General features: G+C 68.5%; 8 protein-coding genes. 1 reads left to right on the top strand and 7 read right to left on the bottom strand.

All coding sequences use genetic code 11. The features are described 5' to 3' along the window. Positions 1-10: 10 nt before the first annotated feature. From arsK to N1F91_RS18380, 7 genes are all read right to left on the bottom strand, one after another. Positions 11-1,240 (bottom strand): arsenite efflux MFS transporter ArsK, encoded by a 1,230-nt coding sequence (gene arsK / locus N1F91_RS18350; RefSeq protein WP_289994452.1) that lies wholly within the window; start codon positions 1,238-1,240, stop codon positions 11-13. Between the two features lie 67 nt (positions 1,241-1,307). Further along, positions 1,308-1,628, bottom strand: coding sequence for a metalloregulator ArsR/SmtB family transcription factor (locus N1F91_RS18355; protein ID WP_289994453.1), 321 nt, complete (start codon positions 1,626-1,628; stop codon positions 1,308-1,310). Between the two features lie 243 nt (positions 1,629-1,871). After that, entirely contained in the window at positions 1,872-2,849 is a 978-nt protein-coding gene (locus N1F91_RS18360; RefSeq protein WP_289994455.1) for a calcium/sodium antiporter, read from the bottom strand. A gap of 166 nt (positions 2,850-3,015) precedes the next feature. Further along, positions 3,016-3,285 carry a hypothetical protein gene (locus N1F91_RS18365; protein WP_289994456.1) on the bottom strand — a complete coding sequence of 90 codons (270 nt, stop codon included), beginning with the start codon at positions 3,283-3,285 and terminating at the stop codon, positions 3,016-3,018. A gap of 76 nt (positions 3,286-3,361) precedes the next feature. Beyond that, on the bottom strand, positions 3,362-3,565 hold the full coding sequence (locus N1F91_RS18370) for a hypothetical protein (RefSeq protein WP_289994457.1): 204 nt from the start codon (positions 3,563-3,565) through the stop codon (positions 3,362-3,364). A 97-nt stretch (positions 3,566-3,662) separates the two neighbouring features. Then, positions 3,663-4,043: a hypothetical protein gene (locus N1F91_RS18375; protein ID WP_289994458.1), complete on the bottom strand. Its 381-nt coding sequence runs from the start codon at positions 4,041-4,043 to the stop codon at positions 3,663-3,665. A gap of 81 nt (positions 4,044-4,124) precedes the next feature. After that, a complete protein-coding gene (locus N1F91_RS18380) occupies positions 4,125-4,844 on the bottom strand; it encodes a sulfate transporter family protein (protein WP_289994459.1) in 720 nt (239 codons plus the stop codon). Between the two features lie 173 nt (positions 4,845-5,017). Here N1F91_RS18380 and N1F91_RS18385 point away from each other — a divergent pair, with 173 nt between their 5' ends. Beyond that, a complete protein-coding gene (locus N1F91_RS18385; RefSeq protein ID WP_289994461.1) occupies positions 5,018-6,019 on the top strand; it encodes an adenosine kinase in 1,002 nt (333 codons plus the stop codon). Positions 6,020-6,595: the final 576 nt, after the last annotated feature.

Consider the following 6,595-nt stretch of genomic DNA (forward strand, 5'->3'; position numbering starts at 1 on the left):
GGCCGGCGCTTCAGGCCGGCGGCGCGGCCTGGCGCGGCTTGCGCGCCAGCAGCGCCACGGCGCAGTAGCCGGCGACGGCCACAGCGCCCGCCACCGCCACCATGGCGAGCGCCGTGAGTGGCGAGGCGCGCGCCAGCACCAATGCGAAGGCGAAGGGAGCGATCGCGGTGGAAAACTGCCGCGCCGCGCTCATCCAGCCGACATGCGCCCCATAGGACGCCCGTCCGAACACCTCGAGCGGCAGCGTGCCGCCGACGATCGAGAACAGGCCGGAGCCGAGGCCGAACAGGATGACGGCCGCCGCGATGCCCGGCACGCTGGGTGCTGCAATTGCGAGCAGCACCACGCCCGAGGTCAGGAACAGCCCCGCCAGGATGGCGAGCCAGGACTGCCGCAGCCGACCGCCGAAGACCATGTTGATCAGCCGGCTCGCCACCTGCGCCGGACCGAAGAAGGTCGAGACCAGAACGCCCGCCGTACCGAGACCCATGCCAGTGAGCAGCGGCACCATGTGCAGCAGGATGGCCGCCTGCACGAAGCCGGCGAAGGCGAAACCGCCGAGCATCAGCAGGAACACGGCGCGCAGCCGGACGGGCGCAAGGCCGATGCCGTCGGCCGTGCCGGCCGTGCCCGCGACGGGCTTCGGCGCGGCGAGCGCCTGGCGCCGGGCGAGCCGTGCGATCCACCCGTGCACTGGCAGGCAGAGCATCAGGTTCATGCCGGCGAAGACGAGGTAGACCTCTCGCCAGGTCAGCGCCGCGTGCAGCGCCGAGGTCAGCGGCCAGAACAGCGTCGAGGCGAAGCCCGCGATCAGCGTAAGCAGGGTGATCGACCGCTGCGCCCCCGCCGTGCCGGTCTGGACGATCGCCACGAAGGCCGTCGAATAGAGGACGAAGCAGGCGGCGAATTCCATCGCCAGCAATGCGATGACGAAGCTTGCCCGCCCGGGCGCCAGCGCGCAGGCGACGAGCGCCAGTGCAGCCACGGCCGAGCCCGCCGTCATGACGCGTCCGGCGCCGTGGCGGTCGGCCAGCCGCCCCGCCAGCGGCGCAAACAGGCTGCCGAAGAACAGCGCCGCCGACAGTGCCGCGAAGGCCAGGTGCTCCGGCACAGCGAACTCGGCGGCGATGGCCGGCGCCAGGATCGGGAAGGAATAGAACAGCGTGCCGTAGCCGACCACCTGCGTCAGCCCCAGCCCCCAGATGACGGCGGGGGGAGCCTTGGGGTCGGGATGCGGCATCGGAGGGTCCGGGTGGGGGCGGGAGATTGGCAGGCGGGAACGCTGAGGCCGGCGGGCGGCGCGAAGCCTAGCCGGGCGGCGCCGTCTCGCCCGGCGGCAGCGAGCCGTCGGCGCAGCACTCTTCGGAGAGGAATCCGATCAGGTCCGCCATGGCGGGATAGACCGCGCGGCAGATCAGTGTCGTTCCCTGCCGCTCCTGGCTGACGAGCCCCGTCTCGACCAGCCGCCGGCAATGGTGCGACAGCGTAGAGGCCGGGATGTCGAGCTTTTCCTGGATGCGCCCGACGGCAAGCCCCTCGGCACCGGCGCGGACCAGGATCCGGTAGATCCTGAGCCGCATCGGACTGCCGAGCGCTTCCAGCTGGCGGGCCACGGTCTCGATCGTCATGGACACGGATTAGGCCGGGCGAGGGCGGAGGTCAAACGGTATTTCGGGAAATATGGAAACAGGGTGGGCGAGGCTTTCATGGTCGCGACTGCAGGCGCCCGATGGCGCCCCCCTCTGGCCTGCCGGCCATCTCCCCCTCGTGGGGGAGATGGCCGGCAGGCCAGAGGGGGGGGCGCGACAGAGTGCGATCTTCCAGGTGAGCGGTCCTCAGCCTCGGCTGCCCTACTCCCGACCGCCGCCCGCCTACGGCCAGATCAGCCACACATACCCGACATAGCCCGCAAGCAGCACGCCGCCTTCCCAGCGGCTGATCTGCCGGCCGGTCCAGGCAAACAGCACCACCAGAAGCGACACCCCGATCATGACGAGGTTGTCGAAGGAGACGATCTCCTGTGGCACGACCGTCGGCGATAACAGCGCCGTCGCTCCGCCGATGCCGAGGATGTTGTAGATGTTGGAGCCGACGATGTTGCCGAAGGCCACATCGGTCTGCTTGCGCAATGCCGCCATGACCGACGTCACCAGCTCTGGCATCGAGGTTCCGAGGGCGACGATGGTCAGGCCGATGACCGTCTCGGAGATGTCGAACGTCCGGGCCAGCGCCACCGCGCCATCGACGAAGAACTTGCCGCCGAGCACGACGACGGCAAGCCCCCCCAGCGCCATCAGGAGCGGCAGGATGACCGAGCCCTTCGGCGCGGCGGCCGGAACGAGGCCGCCATCGGCCTCCTGCGCGGCGATGCTCTTGTCGTAGACGGCGCCATGTTCGGCGCCGGCGCGGCTTTCCTGACGAAATGCGGTGTAGATATAGGCGCAGAGCGCCGCCACGAAGACCGCGCCGACGAGCCGGCCGGCCGGCATGGTGGCGGCAATGATGGCGAACACGACGGCGACGGCGACCATCACGGCGCCGTCGCGCTTCAGCGTGCTCGATTCCACTGTGATCGGCAGCAGGAGCGTCGCGACGCCGAGGATCAGCAGGATGTTGGCGATGTTGGAGCCGACGATGTTGCCGTAGGCGATGCCGGGCGCGCCGGCGAGTGCTGCCTGCACCGAGGTGACGAGCTCCGGCGTCGAAGTGCCGAAGCCGACAAGCGTGAGGCCGATCACCAGCGGCGAAACGCCGAGGCGGCTCGCCACGTTGACCGATCCGCGAACGAGGAGCTCGCCCCCGAGGACGAGCAGAGCAAGGCCGCCCAGGAGCAGAAGGAAGATGGTCAAGCGATCGACTCCGGTGGATCGAGAGGGGAGGGGTGGCGAATGCCGCCGTCTCATATAGGCGCGCGCTGCCGGATTGCCAGCGCAGGCCGCGTCGCCCCGGTCCGGTACGATCCGCAGGAATCGCCCCCGACGGCGTCGACGCGCATCGGGGGCGGGTTCTGCCGGATCAGTTGTTGTCGGGATCGGTCTCGGCCTCGTAGGCGAGGCGCAGGATGACGACGATGCCCCAGAGCGCGGCGGCGCCGAAAAGGCCGTAGAGCACTGTCGCCACCGTCTGCGACAGGTGCAGGAGCACGATCAGCGAATAGACGAAAACGCCTCCGACCGTGACGAACTGGCTGGCGATCAGCGTCGACACGGCCGCGACGCCGAGCAGCGTGGCCGGAGTGACGATGCGCCGGGGCGGGGCGGGAAGGGTTTGGACTGCCTGTGTCATGTGTCGTTCCAATGAAAGTCGAGCCTGAGCGGTGCCGGGCACCGGGGCGAGGGAAAATGAGTCGGAAAAAGTCGCGTCAGCCGCCGAAGCGGATGCCGGTCGCCTCGAAGATCATCAGCAGGATGCCGAAGGAACCGAGGACGGTGACGACCATGATGGCTGCGGTTGCGGCATATTCGTTGCCGAACGGCGCGCGGACGATGCCGGCGGCGTCCGGCCGTGCATAGCGGACCAATGCGAAGCACAGGCCGACGAGCACGAGACCCGTGATCATTTCCATGGGGTTCTCCAGGAGAGGGGATTCCGGATTGCCAGCCGGCGACCGACCCACGCCGGACGTGCCGTCGCGGCGCGGGCGTGCCCGCGGCTGGCGCGGATCAGGCCTTCGGGAGAACGGCGGGCGGCGCGCGCTGGCCGGGTGCGAAGGAGGCGCTGCGGACCGGCGCAGGCGCTTCGCGTGAATCAGGTGCAAGGGGCGCGCCCTGCGGCTCGGCAAGGCGCGCGGAAGAAATCACGGCGTCGCCTGCCGGCTTGCCGCCGACATGCGGCTGTCGGTCGCCCGCGCGGAAGCGGATCTCGCCCTGCGGTGCCTCCGACGCCAGCACCGGCTGCCGAAGGTCGCCCGAGGACAGGACGGCCTGCCCTAGCCCGAAGCCGGACTGCGCGACGCGGCCGGCATCGGACAGGTGCGACAGCACCGTCAGGACCACCAGGAGCCCGACCAGCCAGCGCGCCGTGAAACGGTTGAGGATGTTCAACGAGACCTCTCGACGGCTTCGGCCGCCACGGCCTTCAGTACCAGTGTCGCGACTGCAGCGCCAGACCGTCCCGCGCGACCGTCAGCGCCTTCGCACCGAAACGTCGTGGCGCTGCGAGATCGCCTTGTGCAGATGCACCATCATGGCGGCGGCAAACAGCGGCGTGAGCAGGTTGACGAAGGGGATCGCCAGGAAGCCGGCGATCACCAGCCCGGCGAGGAATACGGTGCCGGAATAGCGCCGCCGCAACGCTTTGGCCTCCGCCTCGTCGCGAAAGCGCATTGCGGCGAATTCGAAGAACTCGCGGCCGAGCAGGTAGCCGTTGACGACGAAGAAGGCGACGAGGTTGACGCCGGGGATCAGGAGCAGGAAGAGCGCCACGAGATTGCCGACGACGACGATGGCGAAGAACTTGAGCGACAGCCAAAGCGCCTGCACCGGCGGCAGGGCGCGGCCGGACGGATCGGCGGGATAATCGGTCCGTTCCACCAGTTCGGCGACGTCGTCGAGGAACAGGCCGGCGATCAGCGCCGAAACAGGCGCGATCAGCAGCGCGAGCCCCAGCGCCAGGGCCAGGCCCGCGACGATGGCTGCGATCAGCCCGACCCAGCCCGCCCAGTCGGGCATCGCCGGCACGAAGCCTTCCAGCACCGGCAGGGCCAGCCATTCGAAACCCTGTGTCAGCGCGAACCACAGCGCCACCAGCGCAAGCAGCGTCAGCCCCAGCGTCTTGAAGAAGACGCTTCGGAAGGCGGGAGAGAGGAGTTGGCCGGCGGCGCGGCCGGCTGCGTCGAGGATCATCGCGGGGGCTTTCCTTGTCTGGGCGGAGATAGGCATGCGCGCAGCGCCAGGCAAGCGCCCTCCGCCGCCGCCCGCGCCAGCCGCGAACGGCCGGTCCGGACGTTGCAAAGTCGGGCGGATCGGCTAAACCGGAGGCACCGTTCCGGGCTCGAAACAACAAGGTCCTCCTCCCCGTGCCAACCGATCCGACCTACGATGTCCTGTGCATCGGCAATGCCATCGTCGACATCATCGCCCGCTGCGACGAGGCCTTCCTCGTCGACAACGCCATCATCAAGGGCGCGATGAACCTGATCGACGCCGAGCGCGCGGAGCTGCTCTATGCGCGCATGGGGCCGGCCGTGGAGGCGTCCGGCGGCAGCGCCGGCAACACGGCGGCCGGTGTGGCGAGCTTCGGCGGCCGCGCGGCCTATTTCGGCAAGGTGGCCGACGACCAGCTCGGCCGGCTCTTCGCCCACGACATCCGCGCGCAGGGGGTGGCCTTCGACACGAACCCGCTGGAGGGCTTCCCGCCCACCGCGCGCTCGATGATCTTCGTCACGCCCGATGGCGAGCGCTCGATGAACACCTATCTCGGCGCCTGCGTCGAGCTCGGCCCCGACGACGTGGAGGCGGAGAAGGCGCAGGGCGCCAAGGTCACCTATTTCGAGGGCTATCTCTGGGACCCGCCACTCGCCAAGGAGGCGATCCGCCGCACGGCGGCGCTGGCGCATGCCGCCGGCCGCGAGGTGTCGATGACCCTGTCCGACCCGTTCTGCGTCGACCGCTACCGCGACGAATTCCTCGACCTGATGCGCTCGGGCACGGTCGACATCGTCTTCGCCAACGAGAGCGAGATGAAGTCGCTCTACCAGACCGCGTCCTTCGAGGCGGGACTGGAGGCGATCCGCAAGGACTGCAAACTCGCCGCCATCACCCGCTCCGAACGCGGCTCGGTGATCGTGCGCGGGCACGAGACGGTGCAGGTCGACGCGATCGAGATCGCCGAACTCGTCGACACCACCGGCGCCGGCGACCTCTACGCCGCCGGCTTCCTGCACGGCTACACCACGGGGCGGAGCCTCGCCGACTGCGGCAAGCTGGGTTCGCTCGCGGCCGGCATCGTCATCCAGCAGGTGGGACCGCGGCCGATGAAGAGCCTGCGGGAGGCGGCGGAGCAGGTGGGGTTGGGGTGAGGGGGGGAAGAACGCGACGTGGTTGTAGCCTGTCGAGGCCGTCCCCACTTCTCCGGAAACTGCTGTATTCTGGGAGTCGATGGTATGGCGGTAGGCGGACATCTAACGACTGACCGAAGCGGCAAGCTGAACTTTGAGGTTGGTCGTGGCCCCTTGGGTTCACTCCTAGTACACTTGTGATGGGTGGTAGGGGCTTCGACGGTCGTCGCTGCGATCTTCGCTGTGCTATAGCGCCCACTGCATGTTTCGTACATTAATCCAGTGTAGCGACTTGTAAACGAAAAGAGATGGGCGATGGTGCCCGCAGGGAATAGGTTAGGCCTACTGAGGAAGCGATGTCGGACGGACCAACGATTTTCAGCCTGCATTACAAGGGGAGCCGCTTCCGAAATGCGCGCTTGCCTGTTGAGGTGCTGTCTGATTTGCCAGCCTTCCGTGACCTCCTCGTTTCCTATGCTAACCCGTCTTATTCATGAGTTCGCTTTCGCGGATGACGCCGGTCGATGGTACGCGGGCGGTCGAGGCGTCTCTTTCACCGCGGGTGGGTCTGGACTTGTAGAACGCGCTGGAGGTTGA

It is taken from the genome of Aquibium sp. ELW1220, assembly GCF_030398385.1.
Taxonomy (GTDB): Bacteria; Pseudomonadota; Alphaproteobacteria; order Rhizobiales; family Rhizobiaceae; genus Aquibium.